Raw genomic sequence first — 26741 nt, forward strand, 5'->3', positions numbered from 1 at the left:
GATCCCGAGGACCGCGCGGCCCGGCAGCGTGAACCTCGCGGGCTCGGCGAGTCCGGGCGGCGGGTCGGGCAGCCCGCGTCCCGCCGCGAGCGCCAGCGCGGCAAGGACGAGCGCGGCCGCGACGAAGTGGGCGCGCGCGTCGACCCCGGCGGCCGCCGCGAGCGCGCCCCCGCCCGCGCCGACCAGCGCGCCGACGCTCTACATCCCGTGCAGGCTCGACATGACGGGCTTGCCGAGCTCGCGCTCCACCTCGACGCCGAGCCCGTTCATCGCCACGTCGCACACGCCGCCGAGCACCCCGTAGCCGAGCAGCAGCACCCACAGCAGCGCGAGGTCGGGGGCGAGGGAGGGAGGCACGAGCGCGACCGCGAACAGCAGCGCGGTCGCCCTTGTCACGGTCCGCGCGCCGCGCCGGTGGATGATCCGGCCGGTGAGCGGCATGGCGAGGAACGCGCCGAGCGCGGGGGCGAGCAGCGCGAGACCGAGCCCGCCGGGGCCCGCGCCCACGTGCTCCTGGATCCACGGGATCCGTGTGGCGAACGAGCCGCCGACCGCGCCGTGCAGGGCGAACACTGCAGCGACCGCGGTCCTGGGGGTCAACCTGAGGGACATGGACGACCATAATAGGTAGGTTTGTTAACTATAGGAAGTCGTGATCGTCCGGACACATTGCGCATTGCCTGGAAGGTCTGTTTAATACCTGTTTTCCCAGGTGGAAGGGCGGAGGAGAGGGATAGTCTGATTGCGCAACAAAATGAGATCTGTTGGTAAATGACCGTGGGAAATGGCGTTGTAAGGTCGCGCGGTTTAAGGTCTGCACCGTGCAGTCGAACCCCCCGCTCTGCCAGGCGCCAGAGGAACTCGCCTTCGTGCGAGCCCACACGCGCCTCAGATCTGTCCCCTTTCTCCCGGAATTGGTGCTTCACCAGGCCGACGACCCCTATGGCCTGTGGGAACGCACCGAAGACACCGGACTTCCCTACTGGGCCTTCGCCTGGACCGGAGGACTCGCCCTTGCCCGGCATGTCCTCGACCGGCCCGAACTCGTGCGCGGCCGCCGCGTCCTCGACTTCGCGTCAGGCTCGGGGGTCGTCGCCGTCGCGGCCGCCAGGGCCGGTGCGCGCGAGGTCGTCGCGGCCGAGGTCGACCCGTACGCGGCGGCCGCCGTCACCGCCAACGCCGAGGCCAACGCCGTCACCGTCACCGCGGTCTGCGCCGACCTCCTCGACGACGGCGACGGCGAGGCGGCCCGGCACGACGTCGTCCTCGCCGGGGACGTCTTCTACGACAAGGCGATGTCCCGTAGGGTCGAGCCATTCCTCCGCGGCTGCGCCGAGCGGGGTGCGCTCGTCCTCGTCGGCGACCCGGGACGGCGCTACCTGCCGCGCGGCGCGTACACCGCGCTCGCCCGGTACGACGTGCCGGTCAGCCGCGCGCTGGAGGACGCGAGGCACAAGCGGACCACCGTGTGGCAGGTCCCGGCATAACGAGGAGGGCCCCGATGGCCGACGAGGAGGCGTTCCGGCACTTCGTCGCCGAACGCTCCCCGGCGCTGCTGCGGCTGGCCTACCTGCTCACCGCCGACCGCGCGAACGCCGAGGACCTTGTGCAGAACGCGCTGGTCAAGGCGTATCTTCGATGGAAGCGCATCGAGACGAACCCGGAGGCATACGTGCGCCGGATCCTCGTCACCGTCGCCGCCGACGAACGCCGCCGCCCGCACCGCAGGCACGAGACCGCCACCGAGGCGCCGCCCGAGCTGCCCGGGTCCGATCCGTTCGCCGCGATCGACGGCAATGTACGGCTGCGCGCCGCGCTCGCCGAACTGCCCGCGGGCCAGCGCGCGGCGGTCGTGCTGCGGCACTGGGTGGGCCTCGAGGTCGCCGAGGTCGCCGAACTGCTCGGCTGCTCGCCGGGCACGGTCCGCAGCCAGACCCTGCGCGGCCTGGACAAACTCCGCGAAGCGTATGGCACGGTGCGGGACGACGCCCATGGATGACAAGACCCTGCTCTCCCTCCTCGCCGACGACGCCCCCGACCCGTCGCCCGGCCTCGCCGACGCCGTCGTCGGCAGGGCCCGGCGCGTCCGGCGCAGACGGCGGGTGTCCGTCGCGGCCTCGGCGGTGGTGGTCTGCGCGGCCGCCGTGGTGTTCCCCGTCGTCTGGCAGCAGGGCTCCTCGGTCCAGTCCGACACCGCGTCCCAGACCGCCGCTGGACGTGACGAGTCCTACAGCGCGCACAGCGACGCTCCACTGGAGGGCGCGGAAAAGCCGGGCCCCCTGAGCGACGAGGTCGCGCCCGAAGGAGCCCTGGCGTACGCACCGGATTCTTACGCCCCCGCGTACGTGGCGGCCCTCAACGCGCTGCCCACCAAGCGCAGTACACCCCTGCTCATCCTCGACGCCTTCTGCGCCGACCCCGTCACCTGCGGCTCCACGCCCCTGCCCGCCGCGTTCAAGGACGCGCTCAGCAAACTCGTGCCGTCACTTGCGTTCACCGACGACCGCAGCGACCGGCTCGCCGTCCGGATCGGCGGCGTGACGCCGTCCGGGCGGGCCCTGCTCGTCACCGTCGACGGCTCCCCGATACGCGTCTGGCAGCAGCCCGACGGCTCCTGGACGGCCTCCTGACCACCCCGCTCACTCGCTCAGCAGGTCACGCGCCCGCATCAGCGCGAACCCCAGCAGATTCAACCCACGCCACCGCGCCGGATCGGCAGCATCCGGTGAGTCAGCGGCAAGCCCGATCCCCCAGATCCGATCAACCGGACTCGCCTCCACCAACACCCGCGACCCAGTCCCGACAAGATGCGCCCGCAACTCCGGCGTGGCACTGAACTTCGCCACGTTCACCGCCGTCACCAGCTCGAACCTGTGCTCCGCCCACACCCCCTCATCAAACCCCCGCACCTCACGCCCAACCTTCTTCGCCTCCCCCGGATGCCGAGCCGCGAGCACCCGCTCCACCGCCTCCTCATCCCCGAACAACCGCGCCTTCCCCGCCATCATCGCGTGCTCCGCACTCCGATACCCCACCCCCTCAAACTCAAACCCCACCTCCCACCACTGCGAAAACACATGATTCCCACTCGCATTAACCGCATGCCCCCAAAAGAACACGTACTTGTGGTGGGCGCCTTCGGAGGCGGAGTGGAGGAGGGAGGGGAGGTTGTGGGGGGTCATTCGGGGCCTTTCAGGGTCCAGCCTGGGGCGTTGACGGTGAGGCGGAGGGTTTCTGGGGTGGCTTCGGCGCCGCAGTGGCGGCAGACCGTGAGCGGGTCGAGGGGGTGGCCGCAGGTGTGGTGGGCGGTGACGGGGGGCGGGTCGGGGAGCCAGTGGTCGCCCCAGTCGCGCAGGGCGTGGAGGACGGGGGCGAGGTCGCGGCCCGCCTCGGTGAGGTGGTACTCGTAGCGGGCGGGGCGGTCGTGGTAGCGGCGGCGTTCGAGGATTCCCGCGGTCTCCAGGGAGCGCAGGCGCGCGGTGAGGATGTCGCGGGACGCGCCGGTGTTGCGGGCGATCTCGTCGAACCTGCGGTTGCCGAACATGATCTCGCGGACGGCAAGGAGCGCCCAGCGCTCGCCGACGATCTGGAGCGCCCCCGCGATCGAGCAGGGACGCGCGGTGCTGCTCATGCCTTCTAGGTTGCCATATCCAACTCACTACCGGGACGGGTTCGGCCCTGATCGGCCGCTGTTACGCTGCGGAGGGGCGCGGGGCCGTCCCTAGGGGCCGTTGCCACGGGGGGCCGGGGATGGGGCGCTGGAAGACCTTCGTCGCGTGGGCGCTGCTCGCGCCCTTCGCCGTCTGGGCTGCCGTGCGGCTGTCCGGGTGGGACTCGTCCTTCCGATGGGTCCAGCTTGTCTCGTTCACGCCTTATGTCGCCGCCGCGTCGGTCGCCGTCCCCGTCGCGGCGCTCGTGCTGCGGCGCAAGGGCGCGGCGCTGGCCGGCGTCGCGGTCGTCGCGGTGTTCGCCGCGCTCCTCGCGCCCCGGGTCCTGCCCGACTCCGAACCCGTCGCCAAGGGGCCCGAGTTGCGGGTGCTCGCGGCGAACCTGCTGTTCGGCAGGACGCCGCCCGCCGACGTCCTGAGCCTCGTCCGCGTCCTCGACCTTGACGTCCTCGCCTTGTCCGAGCTGCCCTCCCAGGCCAAGGACGCGCTCGACGACGCGGGCATACGCGAGTACCTGCCTTACGCCGAAGACGGCACGAACGACACGACCCTGTACTCGGCCCACCCCTTGACGGTGCCGGGACCGTCCCCTGCGGGTGCGGTCCGCGCGGAGCTGACGGTGCCGGGCGCGGCCGAACCCGTCGAGGTCGTCGCGGTCCACACCTGCGCGCCCCTGTACCCGGGCCTCGACCGGTGCTGGCGCGAGAGCCAGGCGGCCCTCCCGCCCGCCACCCCCGACGGACGCGTCCGCGTCCTGGCGGGCGACTTCAACGCCACCCTCGACCACACGACGATCCGCGACGTCCTGGCCACCGGCTACCGCGACGCCGCCGAGGTCCGCGGGTCGGCCCTCGCGCCGACCTGGCCCGCCGACGGACGTCCGCTGCCCGGCGTCGTCATCGACCACGTCCTCGCCGACCGGCGCGTGGCGGTCCTCGACTACGCGGTGCACCCCCTGCCCGACAGCGACCACCGGGGGGTTTTCGCCCTGCTGCGTCTGCCTTGACGCGCTCGCCCTGGTCAGGGGGGACCCTCCCGCTTGTCCTCCGCATCTGGTTTGTCATGATCGGTCTATGACGTTGCGTGTGGTCCTCATCGGATACGGGCTCGGCGGCGCTGCGTTCCACGCGCCGCTGATCAGCTCGGTGCCGGGGATGATGCTGGTCGCCGTCGTGACCGGGAACCCCGAGCGCCAGGAGGCGGTCCGTCAGCGCTACCCGGGCGTCGCGGTGCTGCCCGAGCCCGCCGCGGTCTTCGCCGAGCCGCAGCACTGCGACCTCGTCGTCGTCTCGACCCCCAACCGCACCCATGTCACGCTCGCCACCGGCGCGCTCAAGGCGGGGCTGCCGGTCGTGGTCGACAAGCCGGTGGCGGTGACCTCCGCGCAGGCGAGGGAACTCGAGTCCTACGGGCCGCCCGTCTTCCCGTACCACAACCGCCGCTGGGACGGTGACTTCCGCACGGCCAGAAGGCTCATCGGCGAGGGCGCGCTCGGTGAAGTGCGGCGTTTCGAGTCACGCTTCGAGCGGTGGAGGCCCGAGGTCGCCGAGTCCTGGAAGGAGTCCCGCGACCCCGCCGACGCGGGAAGCATCCTGTACGACCTCGGCACCCACCTCGTAGACCAGTCGATCTGCCTGTTCGGCCCGCCCACCCACGTGTACGCCGAGGTGGACACCCGGCGCGCTGGCGCACAGGTGCCCGACGACGTGTTCCTCGGCCTCACCCACGAGGGCGGCGTCCGCTCCCACCTGTGGATGAGCGCGACCGCCGCCGACCTCGGACCGCGCTTCCGCGTCCTCGGCTCCGAGGCGTCCTACGTCATCCACGGCATGGACGGGCAGGAGGCCGCGCTGCGCGCCGGACGCACCCCGCGCGAGCCCGGCTGGGGGCAGATGCCGCCCGAGACCTACGGCCTGCTCGGCGTCCCCGGACGGGCCCGCCCTGTGCGCACGGACGCGGGCGCGTACCAGGACTTCTACAAGGGCGTCGCCGCGACCCTCCAGAACGGCGCGCCGCCCCCGGTGCCGATGGCCGACGCGATCGCCGGGCTCGAGGTGATCGAGGCGGCCCTCCGCTCGGCGGTGGGCCGCTAGCGACCGTCAGGACTCGGAGGGCTTCGGCTCGGCTTCGGCCGCGGGCTCGGCGGCCTGGGCCGCCTCCTCCGCCGCGCCTCTGCGGCGGTCGATGATGACCGCGCCTGCGATGACCGACACGATGGCCAGCGCGGGGACGAAGAGGGCGATGGCCTCGGTGACGGAATGGTCGGCGACAATCATGACCGAGACCGTACATCGGGACGTTCCCGGGTGGCACGGGCGATCCGCTGCGTACCCCACCCGAGCGCCACGACAAGGGCGAGCGAGCACACAAGGACGACGAGGGAAGCCGTCCCCCAAAGCCAGCCGGGCACGTCGGTCTTCAGCTCACGCTGGAGGATCAGCTTCTCCGACTGCGCCGGACGGGTGAACGACGGCTCGGCCGGCAGCTCCTCGGCGTCGATCGCCGGGTCCTTCGGCAGGTAGATCGGGATCGCCGACAGCTCGCGTCCGTCGTGGACGCGGATGAGGGTCTTCCACTCGCCTTCTACCGGCATGGGCGAGGTCGTCCGGTAGGTCGTCGCGCCGGTCTGCTCCAGCGGGTCGACGTGCAGGTCGCCGCCCTGCCACGCCGTCACCTGAACCCAGGCGGGGTCGTCGACGGGACGGCTCAGCGTGATGACCGCGTTGTTGTCCGGGCCCATCTCGACCTTGGCCGAAAGGTCGCCGGGGACCGTCGCGACGAGCCCGTTGGCGACGCATCCGGCGATCACCAGGAGCGCCCCGGCGAACATGCCGTGGGCGACGGCCGGGCGGGGGAGCCGCCCGGCCAGCCCCTCGGCGAGCAGGACGCCGAGGACCGCCCCCGCGAGCCCTCCGGCGACCGCCATGGCGACGCCCTCCGGCACGAGGTCGGGCGTCCAAGGCAGCCGGTAGGCCACGCCCGTCCAGAAGTACTCGGCGGCGAACCCGGCTGTGCCGACCACAAGGCCGGAGACCACCGCGAACGCGTACGGCCGCCGGATGAGCGCGAGCGCGACGAGCTCCACGAGCAGCGCCTCGGCGAGGTACATGGGCACCGCGGCCGTCAGTTCGCCGATGACCGGGCCGACGAGCAGCGAGACGCCGCCGCGCACCAGGAGGTAGAAGGCGGCGGCCATGAGCGCGCCGCCCCTGCCGACCCACAGCCGCGCCACGACGAGCGCGCAGCCCGCCGCGAGGGCCATGAGGAAAGGCTGGTTCACCAGGCGGAACTGGGGGACGCCGAAGTCGAACTCGGCCTGGAACACCGAAAGCCCGACGAGCAGGCCGCCCGCCATGCTGCCGCGCCGCAGGTAGCTGATCACCTTGTCGCCGGACGTCCCCGCGACGCGTCCTTCGCGCTCGAGGACCATCATCCCGACGAGCGAAAGGCCCGCGCCGCCGATGAGCATCAGGTGGGTCGGGCCCCACAGCGTCACGTCCTGGCCGAAGATGCGGTGCCAGACGTCGTCCAGCGGGAAGCCCAGCAGCGCGTAGAAGCCCGCCCCCGCGACGAGGACGCCTCCGGCCGGTACGTACCAGTTCCTGGTGATGCGCACCGGCGCGGGTCCCGGCTTCTCGTTCAGCGGCAGCACGAGCGCGAGCACGCCCGCCGCGAAGATGCCGAACAGTCCGATGAGGATGGGGTAGTGCGCGATGTTCGCGAGCGGCCCTTCATCACGGCCTCGGGTGATGTGCAGGGAGATATCCCAGTACATCCCGAGCAGTGCCGTAAGCAGGGAAACCAGGGAGACCATGGACGGCAGCGCGGCCCATCCCGGAATGCCCAGTCTGCCGCCCCGGGTGGTCAGTGAAGCGACCGACGTCAGCAGGGTCAGCTTGCCCGTCCGGTGGCCCCAGCCGAGCGCGAGCAGCACGACGGCGAGCACCACGCCCGCCCCGCTGGCGATGAACACCTGGTCGAGCGCGGCCCCTCCGGCCGGCTTCAGTTCCTCGGCGAGAACGCCCACGTTGCCCTCCTCTACTGCTCGGAATCCCCGGCACCGTAACGCATCACTTCCCTATGTGTCATTAGCCGATGTCTCGTTCTACAAGAAACCAGTGAGCGATGTTCACCACACCGGCCCGCGCGGAAAACCAGGTGTGCGCGCCGCGCAGCGCATGCTGGGATGGACCCGTGAGCGAACTGCACCTCTTCGACATGGACGGCACGCTGCTGCGCGGCACCACCGCGAGCCGCGAGCTCGCCACGGTCCTCGGCGTCGCCGCCGAACTCGCCGCGCTCGAAGCCGACTTCGTTTCCGGCCGCATCGACGGCCCGGGCTTCGCCGTCGGCATCCGCGCGCTCTGGCACGCCCTCACCCCCGACCACGTCGTGGAGGCGTTCGCCGCGTCCCCCTGGCTCGCCGGAATCGGCGACGTCTGCGCCGACATCCGCGCGCGGGGCGGGCGCACCGCCGTCATCACCCTTTCGCCGGACTTCTTCGCCGCGCACCTGTGCGGGCTCGGCGTCGACGAGGTCGTCGCGTCGCGCTTCCCCGCCGTGCCCTTCCGCGCTCCGGTAGACCCGGCGGGCATCCTTCTGCCCGAGTCCAAGGTGCGCGCCGCCGAGGACCTGCGGCTACGGCACGGGCTGCCGGTCTCCCGGGTCGTCGCCTACGGCGACTCGCTCTCGGACGTGCCACTGTTCCGGCACCTCGAGCACACCGTCGCGGTGAACGCCGACGACCACCTCGCCGACCTGGCCGCCCTGTCCTACCGGGGCGAGTCTCTGACCGACGCCTACGGCCTGGCCAGGTCCCTGCTGGACTGAGCGTCAGGCCGGCGCCGGGCCGCCCGCCGCGCCCCTGGTGAACACCGCGCCGCTGACGCACGCCGCGACGCCCAGCACCGCGACGACGAGGGCGAGCGGCAGCGCGGTCTGGGTGCCGAACGCCCCGGCCAGCGGTCCGGCGAGGCCGCCCGCCGTCCACTGGACGAGTCCGAACAGCGCCGAGGCGCTGCCCGCCCGATGCGTCGGCTGGCTCGACATCGCGAGCGTGAGCGCCATCGGGTAGACCGCGCCCTGACCCGTCATCAGCACGAACAGCGCGGGCGCGATGACGGGCAGGCCGGCCCCCGTCACGACCCCGCCCAGGACCGCGAGCCCGCCCGCCGCCGACAGGCCGAGACCCGCCCCCAGCAGGACGCCCATGCGCACCCGTCCGGCGAGCCGTCCCACGGTCTGGCCGCCGATGATCATGCCGACGGAGTTCACCGCGAACATGACGCTGTAGGACTGCGGGCTGAGCCCGTACACGCCCTGCAGGACGAACGACGAGCCCGACAGGTAGCAGAACATCGCGCCGCTCGCGAAGCCCGCCGTCAGGGTGAACGCGAGGAAGGTCCGGTGCTTCGCGACGGTGCCCATCGAGCGCAGCACCGCGCGCGTCGACGCCGCCACCCGCGCCCGCGCCGGGTGCGTCTCGGGCAGCGCGAGCAGCGCCGCGAGCCACAGCGCCGCGCCCATCGCGGCCATCGCGGCGAACAGCCCAGGCCAGGGCGCGACGAGCAGCAGCTGTGCGCCCGCGACCGGCGCGATGAGCGGCACGAAGCCGGTGACCAGCATGAGCATGGTGAAGAACCGCGCGGCCTCGACCCCGCTGTACAGGTCGCGCACGACCGCCTTGGTGAGCGCGACGCCCGTCGCGGCGGTGAGGCCCTGCACGACCCGGAGCGCGATGAGCACCTCGACCTCGCGCACCACGGTCAGCGAGGCCGAGACCACCGCGAAGGCGGCGAGGCCGATGAGGAGCGGGCGACGCCGTCCGAACGCGTCGCTGAGCGGGCCGACGACGATCTGGCCGGTGCCGAGCCCGACCATGAAGGCGGTGAGGGACAGCTGTGCGGCCGTCGGGCTCGTGCCGAGGTCGGCGGCGATCTGCGGGAGGGCGGGCAGGTACAGGTCGATGGCGAGCGGTCCGGCCGACGTCAGCGCCCCCAGCAACACGAACATCCTGCGCATCCGGCCTCCACTTCTAGGTAATTCATACCGGAAAAGTGAAGAATACGGCAAGCTGTGCTCTTTCTGCCGTCCGGAGTGTTTTATCCCACTCGGGGAGCCGGGTTCAGCCGACGAGGCGGGCGCGCAGCGCGCCGGTGTCGTCGCGGGTCCAGCCGTGCGCGTCGAGCCAGCCGAGCGGGCCGCCGAAGGACGCGTCGAGGCCGTCGAGGAAGCGGACCATGACGTCGGTGCTCGGCATGTACGTCTCGCGGGGACGGCCGCTCAGGCTCTGCCGGTAGGTCGCCGAGGCCATCAGCCGGTCGAGGATCGCGTCGAGGCGCTCGGCCGTCAGCGCGTAGTCGGCCACGACCGCCTCGCGCCGCACGCCCGCCGCCGACAGCGCAAGCGCCGAGATGACGCCCGTGCGGTCCTTGCCCGCCGCGCAGTGCACGATCGAGCCGCCCTCCTCGTGCGCCATGACGCGCAGCGCGGCCAGCACCGAGTCGGCCCTGTCGCGCAGGTAGCCCTGGTAGGAGGCAAGGGAGCGGTCGCCCTCTGCCCTGCGCGCGTCGCGCTTCTGCCACGGCAGCACCGCGTCGACGTCGACCTCCTTGGGGTCGTCCTCGGCGCTGAACAGCGACAGGTGGTGGTGCGCGACCCCCGCGAGCGTCAGCGGCCCGGGGCCCTCCCGCTGCACCTCGGCCTCGGTGCGCAGGTCCAGCACGTGCCCGATGCCGAGCTCGCCCGCAAGCAGGGACACGTCGGCCTCGGTGAGGTCCTGGAGGTTGTCCGAACGCAGCACCCGGCCGAACCGGGTGACGCCGCCGCCGTCGGTGGGCAGCCCGCCGAGGTCGCGGACGTTCACGGCGCCTTCGAGGGTTATCCAGCGGTTCCGCATGATCGGGAGCCTACCCGTCTCCTCCGACACGGCGACGGCCGCGGTGTGAGCAGCGACACGTGTGGTTTGAACGGGTTCAACTCCGCTGTACTGTGGCCCCGTGAGCGCACTGCTGGGAACCTCCGAGCGGCTGACGGTGCGGACCCTACCCGCCCCCGGCCCCGTCGACCTCGTCGCGGCGTTGCCGCATCCTGCCGCGCTCGCCTGGATCAGGCACGACAGCGGGCTCGTCGGCTGGGGCGAGGCCGCCCGCGTCCCGATCCCCGGCGGGCCCGACAGGTTCGCCCGCGCCCGCGCCGCGCTCGCCGCCCTGTTCGCGGACGCCGAGGTCGACGACGCCGTCGGCGTGCCAGGCTCCGGGCCCGTCGCCTTCGGCGCGTTCGGCTTCGACCCGGCGGGCCAGGACTCCGTCCTCATCGTGCCGCGCGCCGTCGTCGGCTGGCGCGACGGCCGCGCCTGGCACACCGTCATCGGCGACGACGCCGACCCGCGCGCCGCCCTCAACCCGCCGCGGCCGCCGTCCGGGGTCAGCTGGCGCGGCGGCGCGCTCGGCGACGCGGCCTGGGCCGACGCCGTCCGCACCGCCACCGCGCGCATCCGCCAGGGCGAGCTCGGTAAGGTCGTCCTGGCCCGCGACCTGTGGGCCGAGGCCGACGAGCCCATCGACCCCCGCGTCCTGCTGCGCCGCCTGTCGGCGCGCTTCCCCGACTGCTACACCTTCGCCGTCGACGGCCTGGTCGGCGCGACCCCCGAGCTGCTGGTCCGCCGGATCGGCGGCGAGATCGCCTCGCTCGTCCTGGCCGGGACCACCCCGCGCGGCGCGGACGAGGCGGCCGACCGCGCGCTGGGCGAGGCCCTGTTCGCCTCCGCCAAGGACCGCCACGAGCACGCCTACGCCGCCGACATGGTCCGCGACGCGCTCGCCCCGATGTGCGCCGAACTCGAGGTGCCCGCCGAACCCGAGCTGCTGCGCCTGGCCAACGTCCAGCACCTGGCCACGCCCGTGCGCGGCCGTCTGGCGGGCGAACGCTCGGTCCTCGACGTCCTCGAGGCGCTGCACCCGACCCCCGCGGTCTGCGGCACCCCGACCGCCGCCGCGATGGACCTCATCGGCGAGCTCGAGGAGATGGATCGCTCCAGGTACGCCGGGCCCGTCGGCTGGGTCGACTCCCGGGGAGACGGCGAGTGGGGGATCGCGCTGCGCTGCGCCCAGCTCGACGGCCGCCGCGCCCGCCTGTTCGCCGGCTGCGGCATCGTCGCAGACTCCGACCCGGCCGCCGAGATCGCCGAGGCGCGCGCCAAGTTCGGCGTCATGCGCGCCGCACTCGACGGCTGAGCGGCTAGGCCAGGCTCTCCAGCTTCGCGATGAACGCGGCGATCGCCGGGTCGTGTCCCGCCGTCGCGGCGATCATCGCCACGAGCTGCCCCGACAGCCACGGCACCAGCTCCTCGCGGGCCAGGGTCCGCTCCTGGAGCCAGGTGAGCAGCGCGCCCTCGCACGCCGCGACCCAGCAGCGCAGCGTCAGCAGCAGGAACGGCGACGGGTCGGCGATCTCCAGCCTGACCAGCACCTCGTCGACGGCCGCGTGCCGCGCCTCGTCCACCATCGCCGCGGTCTCCGACGTCGCGATGACCGAGCCGCCGCGCAGCAGCGCGATGTACCCCGCCGCATGGTCCTCGGCGAACGCGACGAACTCCCCGATGGTGTCCTGCAGCTGCGTCAGCAGGTCGCCGTCGCGCTCACGCCTGATCCGCGCGACGAGGTCGTCCACCGACGTGCGCAACGCCGCGACATGGATCTCCTCGATGTTGGAGAAGTACCGGTACACCAGCGCCCGCGACACCTGCGCGTGCGCCGCCACGTCCTCCATTGTGACGCGTTCCGGCGCTGCGCTGCCGAACAGCTCGAGCGCCGCGTCGATCAGCGCCTGCTTGCGGTTCTCGGGGGACATCCGGCGGGGCCGGGGGGCGGTAGGTGCGGCTTCTCTGTCGGTCGTGGGCATACGGCCCTTCCCGGGGCTGGTCAAAGGTCGATGACAAGGTGGTCCCCCGACGCGCGGGAGACGCACGGCATCATCTCATTCTCCCGGCCCACCCGCCCCGGACCCGAAGCACCCCCAGCCGCCCCGAACCCGCCGTCACCCCCCGGCAGGCGGCCGTCCCCGAGTCCTCCGGCCCCGCCGTCACCCCCCGGCACGCGGCCGTCCCCGCCGTCCCCGAGTCCTCCGGCCCCGCCGTCGCTGCCCGGTACGCGGGCATCCCCGGGCATCCGTCCCGCGGAATCCCCTCCAAGCGCAGGAACACGAGTCTCTTCAGCACCCGTGGGCGCTTCGACCTCCTGCATCCCGTGACGACCACCTCGCCCCGCGACGCGGGTGTCCGCGCCGCTTGCGGGTGCTTCGAGCGCTGGTGTCCCGGAACCGTCGGTACGTCCCGCGACGCGGGTTTCCGTGGCGGTGTTGTGGGCTTCGGGGGTCCGTGTGCCCGGGGTGTCGATACGTGCCGGGACATGCGTGTTGTCGGTGGTGTCGTGGGGTTCGAGCGTTGGTGTTCCGGTCTTGGTGGGAGGGTGCGGGAGGCGGTCGCGGTGGTCGACGCCGCCGTCGAGGACCGTGACGCGGCAGGTGCCGCAGAAGCCCTGGCGGCAGGAGTAGGCGACGTCGGGGACCGCCTCGCGGAGGGCGTCGAGCATGGTCCGGTCGGCGGGCACCTCGACGGTCACGCCGGTGCGGGCCAGGCGCACCGAGAACGGCCGTCCGTCGGCGACTTGCTCGGGCGCGAAGCGCTCGGCGTGGAACTCGCGCGCCGCGCCGGACTCGGCCCTGACCAGGGCGAGCAGCGGCGCGGGGCCGCAGCAGTAGACCGCGCGGCCCTCCACCGGCAGGCCGTCGAGGACGCCGGGGCCGGGCAGGCCGGCGACGTCGTCGGTGCGGACCGTCACCTGGTCGCCGTGCCGGGCGAGCACGTCGAGGAACGGCAGCGACGCGAGGTCGCGGCCGGTGTAGAGCAGCCGCCAGTCCGCGCCGAGCCGCGCGGCGGCCCTGACCATCGGCAGGATCGGCGTCACGCCGATGCCGCCCGCGACGAACAGGAACGGGCCGCGCCCGGTGAACCGGAACGCGTTGCGCGGCTCGGACACCCGCACGACGGACCCCGGCACGAGCGTGTGCGCCTCGGCCGAGCCGCCCCCGCCGTCCGGGACGAGCCGGACCGCGATCCGGTAGGCCCGCCGATCGGCCGGATCCCCGCACAGCGAGTACTGCCGCACGGCCCCGGAAGGCAGCCGCACGTCGAGGTGCGCGCCGGGCGTCCACGGCGGCAGCGGCGCGCCCGCCGGATCGGCGAACGCGAGCCCGACGACGCCCTCGGCCTCCCGCCGCGCCTCGGCGACGACAAGTACCCGCGAGCGCTCCACCGGACGCGCCGGGCGGCGGCCCAGGCCGTTCAGCGCCGCCATCGCGGGCGGCACCGCCGAGATCCTGGCGAGCAGCGCGAACAGGGCGTCCGGGCCGCCCCTGCCGCGCAGCTCCGACGGCAGCCTCATGCCGCCCGCCCCTCGGCCGCCCGCCCCTCGGCCGCCCGCGCGGCGGGCGACGCCGCGAGGTAGGCGACCGCCTGGTCGGTGTCGCCCTCCATCGACGGGTGGTAGGACCGCGAGAAGTACCGCAGCACCTTGCGCCCGAGGTGCGACAGCGCGGGGGTGACCCCGCGCGAGGCGGGGCCGCGCACGTCGCGCACCCGGGGCAGCGGCCTTCCGGCGAGCTCACCGTCGATCGAGTACAGGAACCTGACGCCCTTGCGCCACAGCACGAACAGCATCGGCGCGACGAGCACCATCGCCTCGATCCTGCGCAGGTGGCGCCCGTCCACGTGCCGGTACAGGTCGAAGGCGACCGAGCGGTGCTCGACCTCCTCGGCCCCGTGCCAGCGCAGCAGATCCAGCATCGTCGGGTCGCAGCCCGCCCGGTCGAGCCCCTCGGCGTTGAGGATCCAGTCGCCCATGAAGGCGGTGATGTGCTCGATCGCCGCGATGATGGCCAGGCGCGAGACGAGCCACTCGGACTCGGCCCTGCCGCGCAGCCGGGGCCGGTCGCCGAGCAGCACGGAGAAGAACCACTCCATCTGGTCGGTGAACGGACGGCAGTCCAGGCCCTGTGCGGTGTAGTGGTCGAGCACCTCCTGGTGGGCGCGGGCGTGCAGCGCCTCCTGGCCGATGAAGCCGAGCACGTCGCGGCGCAGCTCCTCGTCGGTGATCAACGGCAGCGCCTGCTGGAAGACCGCGACGAACCAGCGCTCCCCGGCGGGCAGCAGCAGGTGCAGCACGTTCATGAGGTGGGTCGCCAGGGGTTCGTCCGGCACCCAGTGGCGTGGCAGGTCCGACCAGTCGAAGCGCACGTCGCGCGCGCCGAGGACGAGACGGTCGGAGGGCGGTGTCTCCTTCAGCACGCCGCAATAGTAGACAACTTGTCAATAAACGGGAAGGGCTACTCGGCCCGGAATGTCGTGACATGTCCGTCCTTCCACAGCAGCACGTCAAGGTACTCGGCCGACGGAGCCACCCGCGTCACCACGACCTCGGCGATGTCGAGCACGAAGATCGGGCTCTCCCAGACCTCCTCAGGCGCGCCCATCGCCTTGAACAGCGCACGCGCCAGCTCACGGTCGGCGACCTCGACCGTCCGTCCGGAGATCTTGGCGTCGCCCGGCCAGGCCGTGGGGTTCTCCGGGTCGGGATCGGCCGAGCCCGAGTGGACCGCCACCCGTGGATCCCGGCGGATGTCGCGCGCCTTCAGCGACTGCGGCATCATGCCGAACACCGCCTCGCCCCCGGCCAGCTCCAGCTCGATCCCGCTGATCCGCGGCCCGCCGTCCTTGCGCAGCGTGGCGATGGTCTTGTGCTTGTGCGCGTCGAACAGGGCGCGGGCGTCCGCCGCGAACTCCGGGGCCGTCTCGATCACGTCGTTCCAGGTAGCCATGGACCCATACCAGCACGGGGGTCCGACAGAATCGGCGGGCCCGCGCCGGGCGGACCGGGTAGCCTCACAAAATATGGGTGGAGCGCGCACAGCAGTGACGGCGGCGGCGGGGCTCGCCCTGGCCGCCGGGTGTTCGACGGCAGGCGGGATCGACCCCGCGCCCGCCCCGAAGGCCAAGGCCGAGATCGCGGTGCCCGAGCGCAGCGCCCAGGCCGGGGCCGAGTGCACCGACCTGAAACCGACCCCCGACGACCCCGCCAAGCAGCTGCGCGGCATGTGGATCGCGACGGTCTACGGCGGCGACTGGCCCGGCGACCCCAAGCTGCCCGTCGAGCGCAAGAAGGCCGCCTTCCGCACGCTGCTCGACAAGGCGGAGTCCGCGCGCCTGAACGCGGTGTTCGTCCAGATCCGTCCCGCGGGGGACGCCTTCTACCCCTCCGAGATCGAACCCTGGTCGGTCTGGCTCACCGGCAAGGCGGGCAAGGACCCCGGCTGGGACCCGCTCAAGTTCATGGTCGCCGAGGCGCACGCGCGCAACCTCGAGTTCCACGCCTGGTTCAACCCCTACCGCGTCGGCGAGGACAACGACCGGGCCAAGCTCGCGCCCGACAGCCCCGCCGCCAAGAACCCGAGCTGGGCGCACAAGTACGGCAAGTACCTCTGGTACGACCCGGGCCTTCCCCAGGTCCGCGACCTCGCCGTCTCGGCCGTCATGGACGTCGTCGACAAGTACGACGTGGACGGCGTCCACATGGACGACTACTTCTACCCCTACCCGTCGGACGGCGAGTTCCCCGACGACAAGACCTTCCGCCTGTTCGGCGCGGACTACCCCACCAAGGCCGCGTGGCGGCGCGACAACGTCAACAAGCTCGTCAAGCGGCTGCACACCGAGGTCGCCGCGGCCAAGCCGTGGGTGCGGTTCGGCATCAGCCCGTTCGGCATCTGGCGCAACAAGTCGGGCGACCCGGCCGGATCGGACACCAACGGCCTCGACTCCTACGCCTCGATCTACGGCGACGCCCGCAAGTGGATCCGCCAGGGCTGGCTCGACTACGTCGTCCCGCAGCTGTACTGGCCGATCGGCGACCCGCGCGCCGACTACCGCGTCCTGGTGCCGTGGTGGTCGAACGTCGTGCGCGGCACCGACGTCAGGCTGTTCATCGGCCAGGGCGCGTACCGCGTCGGCGCGGACTCCGTCTGGAAGAAGCCCGACGAGATCAGCCGCCACCTCACCCTCAACCGCAGATATCCCGAGGTGCGCGGCGACGTCTACTTCAGCTCCGCCGACGTCGCCCGCGACAAGGGCGGGTTCATGAGCGCCATCCTGCGCGACCACTACCGGCGGCCCGCCCTCATCCCGCCGTGGCAGACGGGGAAGGTCCCGGCCGCGCCCACGGGCGTCAAGGCGGCCACCGAGGGCGGCGGCGTCAAGGTGACGTGGAAGGGCGACGCCACGTCCTACGCCGTCTACCGGACCGCGGGAGAGGGGCAGCGCTGCGCGCCGGTCCGTCCGCAGGACCTCGTCGCGACCCTGCGCGGCACCGAGTTCACCGACGCCTCCGCCACGCCGGGACGCGCCTACACGTACCGGGTCACCGCCCTCGACCGCAACCAGCACGAGAGCGCTCCCGGAGCCGCCGCGACGCGCGCTCCCTGACGTCGAAAACCGGCAGTGACCGAGATCACCCGGGGGCGAATAGAACGGCCCGGGACGGGGGAAGAAGACCCCAATGACCCCCGGAGGTGCGCGATGGCTCTCTCGATGGACGAAGAGCGAATCCTGACCGAGATCGCCTCCCGGCTCAGCCGGGAGGACCCCGCCCTGGCCCAGAGGTTGGAGAGGTTCGGCAGGGCGCGCCGGACCAGAGCACGGCGGATCGCGGCCGCCGTGGTGATCGCGGTACTCGGCCTGGTGTCCGCGGTGGGCACGGCCATCGCGGTGTTCTTCACCTGAACCGCCCGCGCCCGCCTCGAGGAGGGACGGGACGCGGCGAAGGCCCCGGCGCTGAGCGCCGGGGCCTTCGTGGTGCTTAAGTGCCGGTGTGGTGGTCGCCTCTCGGCGGATGGCACAACACGGCTCCAGCCGAACGGTATTCCGTGAAGGCTTTAGATGCGGCCCGGGGACACTGGCCACACCGGCACAGCAAGCTTAACGGCTCCCGTCGGGTGTCCCGCGCACCGCGCCCCTCCCGTCCCGCTTCCGGGGCGTTTCTGCGCGCTGTGATACGCGTCACGTACTCCGGGGCGCGGCCTGGGGCGTCGCAAATGTAGAGATATACCGGTTATCCAGCGAGGAGGGGCCATTGCCGGAACGTCAACTCCCGGCCGGACATGACGCGGACCCGGCACGAAACAGTGCCGTTTCGGCCATACCGTCGCCGGACGGCAATTTTCCGTCGCCGGAGGGGGAACATCCGAAGATGAGGGCCGGGGGGCCTCGGCCGCCATCGCAACGCACGTCGTACGGGAGGAGACGGGCAGTGGAAGCACCGCGCCTGGGTTTGGTCGGCAGGTCCGACGCCCGCGCCGCGGCATGGGAGTTGTCCCCGGACCTGCGCGCACCGGGCAGGGCACGGGAACTCACTCGGGGGGAGTTGGCGGCCTGGCGGGTACCCGACCAGTCCGACATCGACGAGGTCGTCCTCATGGTCGACGAACTCGTGGCCAACGCCGTCGTGCACGGCAAGGGGCCGATCCATCTCTGCCTGTTGCTCGAGGGACTCCTCCTGCGCGGCGAGATCACCGACGAGTCCTTCGAGGCACCGCCAGAGCCGCGCAGCGAACGCGAATTCGACGCCGAGGACGGACGCGGGCTCCTGCTCGTCGCCGCCCTCGCGGCCGACTCCGGATGCCGGACCGAGCCGCACGGCAAGACCGTCTGGTTCACGCGGGTCCTGAGCAGTCTCGCGTCCTGACCCGCAAGGGCCCGCCCGGGGGAGCGGCACGGGCCCGTCGCGGGAACGGAGTCTTCGGGGAGGGGGTGTGCACGGAGGGGCGGGAGGCTGCTCCCGGGCCCGGCGAAGCGTCGCCGAACCCGACTAGGATCCGAAAGTGTGAACTGGCAGACCTCCGGCGGCGCCCCCGCAGATGACCCCTTCGCCAAGGCAGAGGCCGACGTCCGCGCGATGACCTCCTCGGCGTGGTGGCAGACCGCCGCGCCGCAGCAGCGGGCCGAACAGGTCGTCTCCCGGCTCCTGGCCGGGCCGGGGGAGTGGTGGCTGTACGGGGCATGGGGCCGCTGGTACCGCTGCGGCCTCGACGGCCACTGGCACCCGAGCCCGCCGCCCGCCGACCTCGCCCAGCGCCGCGTCCTCGCACCCGCGCCGCCAGGAGTGGGCAACCCGCCGGTTCCGCCCCAGCTCATCCCGACAGGTCACGACATCGGCGCGGGGCTCATGGCCGGCGCGGGACTCCTGTCCGAGGGGCCGTCCGCCGAACTCGTCGCACGGGTGCAGCAGACCCTCGTCACCGCGATCGCGGTCGACCCGCAGCAGTTCGCGATGCAGGACCCCGCGTTCCAGCCGGGCACCCCCACGACCGTCGCCGCCCTGTGGGGCGCGGTGCTGTTCAGCGCGGGCACCCCCGTTGTGCTGGGCGAACACCCGCTCGTCGCCATGTTCGCGCCCTACCTGACAGTCCAGGCCCACCACCTGCGCTGGATGATCGCGCCCGACCTCACCCGCCTGGCCGTCTACTACACCGACAGGCTCGGCGCGCGCGACCCCGTCGGCGCGGCCTTCGTCGTCAGGATGATGGGCGAACTCGCCGCGGCCCTCGCCACCGACCGCGCCTTCCAGCCCGGCGCGTCCGCGCTCGCCGCCATCTGCGCGACCACCCTCCAGTACGTCCAGGCCGACCAGCAGGCCATGGCCTACGGCGCGCCGACCGTCGCCAAGGAGTGGCTGCGGCGCTGCCCCGCCGAGTACGCGGCGCCCATCGTGCGCGAGGCGTCCCCCGGGGAGTACCTGCGGCTCGCCTTGTACGACCTCGCTCTGCTGTACGGAGACCTCACCGAAGGCACCTCACGGCCTCCCGCCGAGCTGCGCCGCGCCGCGGCCGCGGTGTTCGCCGCCGACCTCCAGACGATCCCGCAGGCGGTCCCCGCCGTCCTGCCCTGGCTCGACCCGGAGTCCGCGCGCACCGTCCAGGAGGTCCTCGCCCAGGCACAGCACCCGCTGCGCGAGCTGTTCCCGCAGGGCGTCCGGCTGCCACCGGGCCTCAGCAGCACCGACGCGGGCAAGGTCCGCGCGCTCCTCGCCCTCACCCACACGCTCGCCATGACGGCCTGCCGCCTCGCCCAGACCGCCCCGCAGCACCTCGAGTTCATCGTCCCCGCCGCCTGCGCCGCAGAACTCGGCACCCCGGCCCTCAGCCGCCCCAAGAGCACCGGCGAACCCTCCGCCTGGGAGATCATCAACGCGGCCCGCCGCCACCTCGCCGACGAACGCGGCGCGACCCAGTCCAACCCCACCCCCGCGACTCCGCCTTCCGCGCCCCCGCCCTCCCCGGCCCCCCTGCCCCACGACGACGACCCCTTCGCTACCCGCCCCGGCACCCTTCCCCCCTCCAACCCCTTCGCCTCCCCCTCCCAGCCCGCACCCCACGGCCAGGGCACGTCGGAGTCCGGCTCCTCACCCTTCGACGCGTCCGGCGCACCCGCCTCCGCACACGCCGCCGAGCCCCCGCAACACGGCGCACCCACGCCCTACGGCCAGGGCGGCTCCGAAGGCAACGCCCCCTCGCCCTACGGCCAGGGAACTCCGGAAGGCAACGCACCCCCGCCCTACGGCGCACCCGCGTCCTCCCACGTCCAGGGCCCTTCGGAGGGCACCGCGCCCCCGCCTTACGACCCGTCTTCCCGCCCCGCCTCGGCGCACGGCAGCGAAGTCCCGGCCTACGGCTCACCCGCAGGCTACGGCCAGGGCAGCTCCGAAGGCGGCGCGCCCCCGCCCTTCGACGCTTCCGCACGTCCCGGCTCCGCCCAGGGCGGCGAAGCCTCGCCCTTCGCGCCCTACGGCCAGGCGACTCCGGACGCAGGCGCGCCTTACGACCCCTCCGCACGGCCCGCTTCCGCACACGCCAGCGAGGCCCCGCCCTACGGCTCGCCCGGGCAGGGCGCTTCGGAGGGCGGCGCGTCTTCGCCCTACGCCCCCTCGGCACAGGGCGGCGATGCCGCGCCTTACGCGTCCCCGGCTTACGGCCACGGCGGCTCCGACGCGAGCGCGCCCCCGCCCTTCGACCCCTCCGCGCGTCCCGCCTCGGACCAGGGCGCTTACGGTTCGCCCGCGCCCTCCGCTCAGGCACAAAGCGGCGGCGCGCCGCCGCCGTTCGACCCGTCCGCGCGCCCTGCCTCGGATCAGGGCGGTTACGGTTCGGCCGCGTCCTCCGGTCAGGCGCAGGGCGCTGCTGACGGCGGCGCGCCCCCGCCCTTCGACCCGTCCGCGCGGCCGGTCTCGGATCAGGGCGGTTACGGGTCGCCCGCGTCCTCCGGTCAGGCGCAAAGCGCTTCCGAGGGCGGCGCGCTGCCGCCGTTCGACCCCTCAGCGCGGCCCGTTTCGGACCACGGTGGTGCCTACGGCTCGCCCGCCCAGGGACAGGGCGCTTCTGAGGCAGGGGCGATCCCGCCTTACGACCCCTCGGCCCGTCCCTCCGGGCAGGGTAACGCGGTCCCGCCGTTCGGCTCGGCTTCGCCCGCCCACGGTCAGGGTGCTGGGGAGAACAACGCGGTCCCGCCCTACGACCCGTCCGCGCGGCCGGTCCCCGGGCAGGGCAACGCGGTGCCGCCCTACGGCTCCACCTCTCCCGCGCACGGTGAGGGCGGCGCGCCGCCGCCGTTCGACCCGTCGGCGCGGCCGGGCGGCGCGGTCCCGCCCTTCGACGCCTCCGCGCAGCCCCTCTCCGGCGGCGCGGTCCCGCCGTACGACCCGTCAGCTTCACCCGTCCACGGGCACGGCTCCGAGGCCGGCGCGCCGCCGCCCTACGACGCGTCCGCGCGTCCCGCCTCCGGGCAGGGAGCGGTCCCGCCGCCTTACGACCCGTCCGCGCGTCCCGGCCACGGCTCCGCCGGAGGCGGCGCGGCCCCGCCCTTCGACCCGACGGCGTCGCCCGCACACGGCCACGGCTCCGAGGGCGGCGTTCCGCCTTACGACCCGTCGGCGCGGCCCGCGTCCGGACAGGGCGGCGGTATCCCGCCTTACGACCCCTCCGCGCAGCCCGCCCACGGGCACGCCGCTTCCGAGAGCAGCGGGATCCCGCCCTACGACCCGTCAGGGCAGGGCGCTGAGCCCGTTTACGACGCCTACGGGCAGTTGGTCGGGAGCGGCGCGTCGGGGCGGGAAGGGGAGGCCCAGGCGTACGACGCCTACGGGCAGCCCGTGTCCTCCGGCGCGCAGGCCGGACAGGTCGACGCGACCGCGCCGTACCGGCCCGAGTTCACCGGATCGGGCCAGGTCCCGGACGGCACGGCCCCGTACCTGCCGACCTTCGCCGGGCAGGCGCCGCCCGCGCCGCCGCAGGCGCGGCCGTCCGACGCGCACGGGCAGCAGGCCGCGCCCTCGGGCGGAACCGTCGTGGAGGCATACGGCATCAGGTTCCTGTGCGGCGCGGACGACATCGAGCGGATGCTCACCGAGGTCCGCCGCCGAGGCAAGTGGGCGCAGCAGCTGCGCGGCCAGGAGGTCTCCAGCGCGTCGGCCCCCGCGGTCCTGCTCGTCGGCGCGCCGTCCACCGGACAGCGCCGTCTCGGCAGGATGATCGCGCGCGCGCTTTCCGACGTCGGCTTCAGCGGCGACAGGCTGCGGAACCTGCACCTCGAGCAGGTCCGCGAGGCGGGCCCCGACGGCCTGACCGCCGTCCTCGACGCGCACGCCGGCGAGACCGTCCTCCTCGAGGGCCTTGACGAGCTCGTCTTTGATGACGGCCAGGGCGACGCCTACGCCCGCGCCCTCTACCGGGTCCGGGCCGAGGGCGTCACCACGACTACCCTCATCGCCTCGGTCCGGCCCGAGCGCTTCGAGGAGTTCGCCGCCGCCCACCCCGAACTCATCACCGACTTCCGCACGGTCCGCCTGCCCGACCTGGACAAGGACGAGGTCCGCCTCAACCTCCTCGCCCTCCTGGCCGCCGAACGCTTCGTCACCATCGACGACGAGGCATGGCGGATCATCCGGGGCGAGTTCGCCCAGCTCGGCGGGCGCGGCAGGCTCGTCAACGCCCGCCTTGTCGAGGCGTTCCTCGACCGCGCCTGCACCCGCCACCTGGGCACCGCCGACGACACCCTCTCCGTCCTCGGCGACCCCGGCTTCCGCCTCACCCCCCAGGACGTCACCGGCATAGCCTCCGAACTCCCCCGCTGACCCCGACCCCAAGACCCCGGCCCGACCCCGTGCGCAGGGGTTGCCCACCGCAGTGCCCGTGCGCCCACGGACGAACGGGCGAGCCCCCCGCTGCGCAGCACGGGCGGCGCGCTGTGCCCGTGCGCCCACCGCCGAACGGCGACCTGAGCGGCACGAGCCATGATGCCTCGGCACTCATCCGGTCGGGTTCGGCGGGCTCGCCGTCCGGCGCGCGGTCGGGTTGCCGGTGCCGCACGACCTCGCGCCGCCCGCGTCGTGCGCGGCCAAATCGGAGCCCCCGCCCCAGGCGGCCCGCCCGCCGACCCGGATTCGCACATGTTACGGGTGTTACAGTTGCCCGGAATGCGGCTTAGTTGATATTTGTCAGGTTAGTCTTTCTTATTCTTTGGCATCACGTTCCTCTGGGCATTCCCGAACTGTGGCCTAGGGAAGATTAGTCGGTTTGGTCTGGTTGGTCCCGCCGGGCGTGTCGCGATGTGGCCCCCGGAGCGCGGCGACGGCGGTGCGCGTCCGGGGTCTGTCGGCTATATGTCCTGCGTGGAGCGGGTCCTCCGGGTGGCCGGAATTGGCGGTTTCTGTGGTTTGAGGCAATTGCGGTGGTGTCGTAGGTAGGAATTTTGCGGGCAGATCAAAAGTGGAAAAGGGGGGATCTGGAGGTGAGGGGCGGCTTATTCTCTGGGCACGTCCGAGCCGGGCGTGCGCGGGTCAGGTGGACGGACTGCCCTTTATGGACGGATGAGGGGCTGGATATTCCGCGCGGTTTCTCCTGTGTTTCTCCTACCCTCCGGAGGGCTGATGGGCGGCGTGAAGAGTGTGCGGGGAGTCGGCGTGCCGATGGTCTTCGGCGAGCACATGGTGACGGTGTCGGCCGAGGGGTCGAAGGTCGCCGTCCTGCCCGAAGGCGAGCAACCCCCGACGAGGCTGCGCGCGATCACTGGGAACCTCCCCAAGGCTCCGCTTCTCCTCTACGGCCGTGACGGCGAGGCCACGGCGCTCGTCCGCGCGATCGAGGCGGGGCAGACCCTGCACGTGCGCGGCGGCGCGGGCGTCGGCAAGAGCAGCCTGCTGCGCAAGGCCGCGCACCTGCACGGCGGCACCGGCCTCGTCTACCTCGACGCGACCGGCCGCGACACCGGCGACCTGCTCCAGGACGTGTTCGAGGCGTGCTTCGACGCCCCGGGCCACCGCCCCGCCGAGGCCGAGGCGCGCAAGCTGCTCGCCGACGTCCCGGTCCGCCTGATCGTCGACGACCTCGCGCCCGGCGCGGTGGACCGGCTCCTCGACGCGGTCCCGTCGGGCTCGGTCATCTTCTCCGGCACCGCCCGCTCACCCCTTGACGACGAGGCGGTCCTGAAGCTCGAGGGCCTCGACCGCGCGTCCGCCCTGGCACTCCTGCGCGGCGTGCTGGGCCGCGACCCGGGCGACACCGAGGCGGCCGCCGCCGAAGCGCTGTGGCGCGCCACCGCGGGCGAGCCGCTGGCGCTGCTGCGCGCCGCCGCGAGCACGGTCTCTGGCGAACTGCCCCCGCCCGGACGGGTCGCCGACCTGGTCCCCGCCCTCATCGAGTCACTTGACGAGTCGACGTCGCGCGTCCTGACCCTGCTCGCGCTGCCCGGCTGCGGCGCGGTCCGCCCCGAGGTGCTCGACGACCTCGTCCCGCTCGGCTCGTCCGGCGCGGAAAGGCTCACGAGAATGGGCCTGGCCGTCGAGACGAGCGACGGCTACCGGGTCGCGCCAGGCCCGGTCGCCGCCCCCAACCCCGGCGCGTCCGACATCCGCGCCACCGCGCGCGTGCTGCGCGCGTGGGCCGGCGCGCCGGACCGCACCCCGCAGGACGTCGCCGCGCACGCCGACCTCATCGCCGCCGTGGTCGCCGCGGCCTCCCGCACCGGCGACCCCGAGTCCGGCGGCCTGCTGGCCCACGCGGCGTGCGCGGGAGCCGCCCGCTCGCTGCGGCTCGGCGCGTGGGGACGCGTCCTTGAGCAGGGCAAGGCCGCCGCCGAGCGCGCCGGAGACCGCCGCACCCTCGCGCACCTGCTGCACGAGGACGGCGTCCGGCTGCTGCTCAGCGGACGCCGCGCCGCGTCGGCGTCCGCGCTCGCGGCGGCTGCGGTCCTGTGGCGTGAGCTCGGCGACCCCGTCGGCGCGGGCCTCACCGACGACGCCCGCGAGGCGCTGCGGCACGGCGCGTCCGTCGCCGACCTGCACGCCGAGCCCACGCCGCCGGAGCCCAAGCGGCAGGCCCGCGCCGAGCCCGTCAGACCGCGGCCCGCCGAGCCCCGCGAGGAGCCCGCCCCCGCACCGCGCCGCACGGGCGGCGGCAGGGCGCGCCACGCGGTGCCCGGGTCGGGACGCCGCTTCAAACTCCTCCTCGCCGGAGGGCTCGCCGTCGCGGCGATCGCGGGCGGCTACGCCGGGGTGAGCGCCGCGTCCTCCGACACGGTGCCGGTCCGGCTGACGGTCCGCAGCGACGTCGTCTCGGTGACGCTTCCCGGCGCGCCCGCGTGCTCGCCGGGCGACAAGGGGACCGCCTGCACGACCCTCCTGAAGGCCGAGAAGGACGAGCCCACGCCCGTCTCGGTGGGCGACCGCGCCACCCGGGGCGTCGCGCTGCGGTACTGGGGCTGCGACGAGGGTCCCGCCGCGTCCACGTGCACCGTGACCGCCCGGCGCGACCACGTCGTCTGCGCCACCACGAGCGGCCCGCGCGACGCCGCGGCACGCCAGGAGTGCGAGGCGCTCACCGCGAACAACGCAACGGCGCAGGGCGGCCCGACCGGCCTGGTCACCCTCCGCGCGCCCACCCAGTGGCGGGTGGAGATCAAGGGCGCGCCCGTCGTGTGCCGCCACGACACCGACGAGATCGGCGAGACCGACCCCATCACCGGCAGACGCCGCTGCGGCGAGTTCCCTCTGGCCGTCGGCCAGAGCGTCACCCTCACCGCCACGGTCAGCGGTCAGATCCCCGCGAAGGGCCGCTACCTCGAGGACGCAGCGATCGACCGGACCCCCGTCTGGTACGGCTGCGACGCCGGACCCCTCGCCAAGACCTGCACGATCACCATGACGCGTGAGCGCATCGAGGCGGCCAAGGGCACCGGGTCACCGGCCGCCGCGGCGTGCGTCGCCACCCCCAGCGACTTCGACCTCGGCGCACGCTCGATCTGCTCCGACCTGACCGAGCGGGCCCCGAGGCCCACCCCCTGAGCCTCAGATCGGGGAGTCGACGACCACGCGCAGCGGGCCGGTCGGCTGAACCGGCCAGATCTGCACGAGGTAGTGCTCGACCCCCTCCAACGCCCTCAACGCGGCCTGGAACTCGGCGTTGAAACCGTCGCGGAACCTGTCGAGCAGATCGTCGTACAGGCGGGCGATCTCGGCGCGGTGCCTGGCGCGGACCGCAAGATGGTAACGGCCCACCCCGCCCGTCAGGCGGACCCCGTGCAGCACGGGTTCGCCGGTGGCGGTCGCCACCGCGACGGCCCCGCGCAGGTACAGCTCGCTGAACGCCTCCTGCTCCCACGGCCCCGGCGACGACGGCGGCTCGGCGTCCCACTCCTCGAGCAGGAGCGTGATGGCGACGTCGTCCTGGAGGCTGCCGACCCACATCTGGTCGTAGCCGACGCTCACCAGGGCCGTGCCGGGAGGCGGCGGCGCCTGGAGGCTCGACGGGTCCGATCCCAGGTCGTGGACGCGGAACATGCCCTTCTCCGGGTGCAGCCGCACGCCCACGCGCAGCAGTCGGCGATTCACCTGTGCTCCTTCCCCGGTCATGGCGACGGCGGGGCACACATCCTCCCGTACCGCCCATCGCCGCCCGGTAGCCGGGTCCACCACCAAA

24 protein-coding genes are annotated in these 26741 nt (G+C 73.4%); 12 read left to right on the forward strand and 12 right to left on the reverse strand.

Annotation, left to right across the window (positions count from 1 at the left end; translation table 11 throughout):
• Positions 1-198 precede the first annotated feature (198 nt).
• Positions 199-612, reverse strand: coding sequence for an MFS transporter (locus tag R9X44_RS15695; RefSeq protein WP_319814892.1), 414 nt, complete (start codon positions 610-612; stop codon positions 199-201).
• A gap of 305 nt (positions 613-917) precedes the next feature.
• On the opposite strand from R9X44_RS15695, the gene R9X44_RS15700 reads away from it, so the two are divergent.
• The 3 genes from R9X44_RS15700 to R9X44_RS15710 are packed head-to-tail and all read left to right on the forward strand — an operon-like array spanning position 918 to position 2630.
• Positions 918-1487, forward strand: coding sequence for a class I SAM-dependent methyltransferase (locus tag R9X44_RS15700; RefSeq protein WP_319815349.1), 570 nt, complete (start codon positions 918-920; stop codon positions 1485-1487).
• 14 nt (positions 1488-1501) lie between these two features.
• Positions 1502-1999, forward strand: a complete 498-nt coding sequence (locus R9X44_RS15705; protein ID WP_319814893.1) for a SigE family RNA polymerase sigma factor — start codon at positions 1502-1504, stop codon at positions 1997-1999.
• Positions 1992-2630: a hypothetical protein gene (locus tag R9X44_RS15710; protein WP_319814894.1), complete on the forward strand. Its 639-nt coding sequence runs from the start codon at positions 1992-1994 to the stop codon at positions 2628-2630. Before R9X44_RS15705 ends, R9X44_RS15710 begins: the two co-directional genes overlap by 8 nt.
• A 9-nt stretch (positions 2631-2639) precedes the next feature.
• On the opposite strand, the gene R9X44_RS15715 is transcribed toward R9X44_RS15710, so the two are convergent.
• Positions 2640-3182, reverse strand: coding sequence for an NADAR family protein (locus R9X44_RS15715; protein ID WP_319814895.1), 543 nt, complete (start codon positions 3180-3182; stop codon positions 2640-2642).
• Positions 3179-3631, reverse strand: coding sequence for a helix-turn-helix domain-containing protein (locus tag R9X44_RS15720; RefSeq protein ID WP_319814896.1), 453 nt, complete (start codon positions 3629-3631; stop codon positions 3179-3181). The genes R9X44_RS15715 and R9X44_RS15720 overlap by 4 nt, the downstream gene beginning before the upstream one ends.
• Positions 3632-3750: 119 nt before the next feature.
• Here R9X44_RS15720 and R9X44_RS15725 point away from each other — a divergent pair, with 119 nt between their 5' ends.
• Both R9X44_RS15725 and R9X44_RS15730 read left to right on the forward strand, forming a co-directional pair.
• Positions 3751-4674 (forward strand): endonuclease/exonuclease/phosphatase family protein, encoded by a 924-nt coding sequence (locus tag R9X44_RS15725; RefSeq protein WP_319814897.1) that lies wholly within the window; start codon positions 3751-3753, stop codon positions 4672-4674.
• A gap of 67 nt (positions 4675-4741) precedes the next feature.
• Positions 4742-5761 carry a Gfo/Idh/MocA family oxidoreductase gene (locus R9X44_RS15730; protein ID WP_319814898.1) on the forward strand — a complete coding sequence of 340 codons (1020 nt, stop codon included), beginning with the start codon at positions 4742-4744 and terminating at the stop codon, positions 5759-5761.
• Positions 5762-5767: 6 nt separating this feature from the next.
• Here R9X44_RS15730 and R9X44_RS15735 read toward each other — a convergent pair whose 3' ends face one another.
• Complete coding sequence (locus R9X44_RS15735; RefSeq protein WP_319814899.1) at positions 5768-5944, reverse strand: hypothetical protein; 177 nt, start codon at positions 5942-5944, stop codon at positions 5768-5770.
• Entirely contained in the window at positions 5941-7695 is a 1755-nt protein-coding gene (locus tag R9X44_RS15740; protein WP_319814900.1) for a hypothetical protein, read from the reverse strand. Before R9X44_RS15740 ends, R9X44_RS15735 begins: the two co-directional genes overlap by 4 nt.
• A 167-nt stretch (positions 7696-7862) precedes the next feature.
• Between R9X44_RS15740 and R9X44_RS15745 the strand changes: the two genes are divergently transcribed.
• A complete protein-coding gene (locus R9X44_RS15745) occupies positions 7863-8498 on the forward strand; it encodes an HAD-IB family phosphatase (protein WP_319814901.1) in 636 nt (211 codons plus the stop codon).
• A 3-nt stretch (positions 8499-8501) separates the two neighbouring features.
• On the opposite strand, the gene R9X44_RS15750 is transcribed toward R9X44_RS15745, so the two are convergent.
• Entirely contained in the window at positions 8502-9689 is a 1188-nt protein-coding gene (locus R9X44_RS15750) for a multidrug effflux MFS transporter (protein ID WP_319814902.1), read from the reverse strand.
• Positions 9690-9792: 103 nt separating this feature from the next.
• Positions 9793-10566, reverse strand: a complete 774-nt coding sequence (locus R9X44_RS15755; protein ID WP_319814903.1) for a tyrosine-protein phosphatase — start codon at positions 10564-10566, stop codon at positions 9793-9795.
• Positions 10567-10666: 100 nt separating this feature from the next.
• Between R9X44_RS15755 and R9X44_RS15760 the strand changes: the two genes are divergently transcribed.
• The gene (locus R9X44_RS15760) at positions 10667-11902 is read left to right on the forward strand and encodes an isochorismate synthase (protein ID WP_319814904.1); all 1236 of its coding nucleotides are present in this window, start codon (positions 10667-10669) and stop codon (positions 11900-11902) included.
• 4 nt (positions 11903-11906) lie between these two features.
• On the opposite strand, the gene R9X44_RS15765 is transcribed toward R9X44_RS15760, so the two are convergent.
• From R9X44_RS15765 to R9X44_RS15780, 4 genes are all read right to left on the reverse strand, one after another.
• On the reverse strand, positions 11907-12518 hold the full coding sequence (locus R9X44_RS15765) for a TetR/AcrR family transcriptional regulator (protein ID WP_319814905.1): 612 nt from the start codon (positions 12516-12518) through the stop codon (positions 11907-11909).
• Positions 12519-12589: 71 nt separating this feature from the next.
• Positions 12590-14110 (reverse strand): PDR/VanB family oxidoreductase, encoded by a 1521-nt coding sequence (locus R9X44_RS15770; protein ID WP_319814906.1) that lies wholly within the window; start codon positions 14108-14110, stop codon positions 12590-12592.
• On the reverse strand, positions 14107-15012 hold the full coding sequence (locus R9X44_RS15775; RefSeq protein ID WP_319814907.1) for a metal-dependent hydrolase: 906 nt from the start codon (positions 15010-15012) through the stop codon (positions 14107-14109). Before R9X44_RS15775 ends, R9X44_RS15770 begins: the two co-directional genes overlap by 4 nt.
• A gap of 38 nt (positions 15013-15050) precedes the next feature.
• A complete protein-coding gene (locus R9X44_RS15780; protein ID WP_319814908.1) occupies positions 15051-15542 on the reverse strand; it encodes a pyridoxamine 5'-phosphate oxidase family protein in 492 nt (163 codons plus the stop codon).
• A gap of 73 nt (positions 15543-15615) precedes the next feature.
• Between R9X44_RS15780 and R9X44_RS15785 the strand changes: the two genes are divergently transcribed.
• The 5 genes from R9X44_RS15785 to R9X44_RS15805 all read left to right on the forward strand — a co-directional run bounded on the left by R9X44_RS15785 (position 15616) and on the right by R9X44_RS15805 (position 26107).
• Positions 15616-17202 (forward strand): glycoside hydrolase family 10 protein, encoded by a 1587-nt coding sequence (locus R9X44_RS15785; protein ID WP_319814909.1) that lies wholly within the window; start codon positions 15616-15618, stop codon positions 17200-17202.
• Between the two features lie 93 nt (positions 17203-17295).
• A complete protein-coding gene (locus tag R9X44_RS15790; RefSeq protein ID WP_319814910.1) occupies positions 17296-17499 on the forward strand; it encodes a DUF3040 domain-containing protein in 204 nt (67 codons plus the stop codon).
• Positions 17500-18025: 526 nt separating this feature from the next.
• Positions 18026-18460: an ATP-binding protein gene (locus tag R9X44_RS15795; protein ID WP_319814911.1), complete on the forward strand. Its 435-nt coding sequence runs from the start codon at positions 18026-18028 to the stop codon at positions 18458-18460.
• 138 nt (positions 18461-18598) lie between these two features.
• A complete protein-coding gene (locus R9X44_RS15800; RefSeq protein WP_319814912.1) occupies positions 18599-22900 on the forward strand; it encodes a hypothetical protein in 4302 nt (1433 codons plus the stop codon).
• Positions 22901-23695: 795 nt separating this feature from the next.
• Positions 23696-26107, forward strand: a complete 2412-nt coding sequence (locus R9X44_RS15805; protein WP_319814913.1) for an ATP-binding protein — start codon at positions 23696-23698, stop codon at positions 26105-26107.
• Positions 26108-26110: 3 nt separating this feature from the next.
• Here the strand turns inward: R9X44_RS15805 and R9X44_RS15810 are convergent, their stop codons facing one another.
• Positions 26111-26653 (reverse strand): hypothetical protein, encoded by a 543-nt coding sequence (locus R9X44_RS15810; RefSeq protein ID WP_319814914.1) that lies wholly within the window; start codon positions 26651-26653, stop codon positions 26111-26113.
• Between the last annotated feature and the right edge of the window lie 88 nt (positions 26654-26741).

The organism is Actinocorallia sp. A-T 12471 (assembly GCF_033875155.1).
Lineage (GTDB): Bacteria > Actinomycetota > Actinomycetes > Streptosporangiales > Streptosporangiaceae > Actinocorallia.

Coding starts and splice junctions, on each gene's coding strand:
- R9X44_RS15695 (WP_319814892.1), bottom strand. CDS start 612: ATGTCCCTCAGGTTGACCCCCAGGACCGCGGTCGCTGCAGTGTTCGCC.
- R9X44_RS15705 (WP_319814893.1), top strand. CDS start 1,502: ATGGCCGACGAGGAGGCGTTCCGGCACTTCGTCGCCGAACGCTCCCCG.
- R9X44_RS15710 (WP_319814894.1), top strand. CDS start 1,992: ATGGATGACAAGACCCTGCTCTCCCTCCTCGCCGACGACGCCCCCGAC.
- R9X44_RS15715 (WP_319814895.1), bottom strand. CDS start 3,182: ATGACCCCCCACAACCTCCCCTCCCTCCTCCACTCCGCCTCCGAAGGC.
- R9X44_RS15720 (WP_319814896.1), bottom strand. CDS start 3,631: ATGAGCAGCACCGCGCGTCCCTGCTCGATCGCGGGGGCGCTCCAGATC.
- R9X44_RS15725 (WP_319814897.1), top strand. CDS start 3,751: ATGGGGCGCTGGAAGACCTTCGTCGCGTGGGCGCTGCTCGCGCCCTTC.
- R9X44_RS15730 (WP_319814898.1), top strand. CDS start 4,742: ATGACGTTGCGTGTGGTCCTCATCGGATACGGGCTCGGCGGCGCTGCG.
- R9X44_RS15735 (WP_319814899.1), bottom strand. CDS start 5,944: ATGATTGTCGCCGACCATTCCGTCACCGAGGCCATCGCCCTCTTCGTC.
- R9X44_RS15750 (WP_319814902.1), bottom strand. CDS start 9,689: ATGCGCAGGATGTTCGTGTTGCTGGGGGCGCTGACGTCGGCCGGACCG.
- R9X44_RS15755 (WP_319814903.1), bottom strand. CDS start 10,566: ATGCGGAACCGCTGGATAACCCTCGAAGGCGCCGTGAACGTCCGCGAC.
- R9X44_RS15765 (WP_319814905.1), bottom strand. CDS start 12,518: ATGTCCCCCGAGAACCGCAAGCAGGCGCTGATCGACGCGGCGCTCGAG.
- R9X44_RS15770 (WP_319814906.1), bottom strand. CDS start 14,110: ATGAGGCTGCCGTCGGAGCTGCGCGGCAGGGGCGGCCCGGACGCCCTG.
- R9X44_RS15780 (WP_319814908.1), bottom strand. CDS start 15,542: ATGGCTACCTGGAACGACGTGATCGAGACGGCCCCGGAGTTCGCGGCG.
- R9X44_RS15785 (WP_319814909.1), top strand. CDS start 15,616: ATGGGTGGAGCGCGCACAGCAGTGACGGCGGCGGCGGGGCTCGCCCTG.
- R9X44_RS15790 (WP_319814910.1), top strand. CDS start 17,296: ATGGCTCTCTCGATGGACGAAGAGCGAATCCTGACCGAGATCGCCTCC.
- R9X44_RS15805 (WP_319814913.1), top strand. CDS start 23,696: ATGGGCGGCGTGAAGAGTGTGCGGGGAGTCGGCGTGCCGATGGTCTTC.